Here is a 734-nt window from a genome sequence, read left to right as displayed (position 1 = left end):
CCTCGCGGGCGGCTTGCTTGTCCTGACGGGACAACCAGGCCAGGTAATCGCGATACGGAGCCACCACGGGCAGACCACCCGCACTGCCGCCCGCCGCATAGCAGGCCCACAACTCACGCATCAAAATCGGCAACGACCAACCATCCAACAGCAGATGATGCAGCGTCACCATCATCCGATACCGGTCCCGACCCACCTTCACCAGCAAAACCCGCACCAGCGGCGGCCGCGCCAGATCAAAGCGCTGAGCACGCTCCTCGACCCCGATCCGCTCCGACTCCGCCCACGCCGCTTCCCCGTCCAGCCCCGACAGATCCTCCTCCCGCCAGGGCAAGACCACCTGCCCCACGATCGTCTGCACAGGCTGCTCCATCCCGGCCAACTGCCGGAAGCCGACCCGCAAACTTCCATGCCGATCCAGCAACGCTTGCCAGGACGCCCGCAACACCCCCGAATCCACCCGGCCCCGAAGATCGAGAATCATCTGCTCCACGTAGATGTCCTCGGCCTGTTCGTCGAACAGGGCGTGGAAGAGCAGGCCCTCCTGCAATGGCGAGACTGGCAGCACCTCCACCAACTGCGGTGCCGCTGCCTCCAGTTCCTCGATCTGCGGCTGCTCCAGCTCCACAAGGGGGAAGTCGGAAGGCGTGTGCCCCCCGCTGCCGGGGCGGGAGGCGTGAGCCGCGAATCCGGCCAGCATCGCCGCCCAGCCATCGAGCAGGGCCTGCACCTCC

Annotated in this window: 1 protein-coding gene; it reads right to left on the bottom strand. The window is 66.8% G+C overall.

Annotated features, from left to right (window positions below; genetic code table 11):
* Positions 1-734, bottom strand: a 734-nt coding sequence (locus tag QMK28_RS34065; protein WP_326443570.1) for a condensation domain-containing protein, incomplete at both ends; no start/stop codon positions are given.

This window comes from Streptomyces sp. H27-D2, assembly GCF_035828615.1.
Taxonomy (GTDB): domain Bacteria; phylum Actinomycetota; class Actinomycetes; order Streptomycetales; family Streptomycetaceae; genus Streptomyces.
The sequence above is the reverse complement of the archived record's forward strand: the minus strand, read 5'-3'. Positions and strand labels throughout refer to the sequence as shown.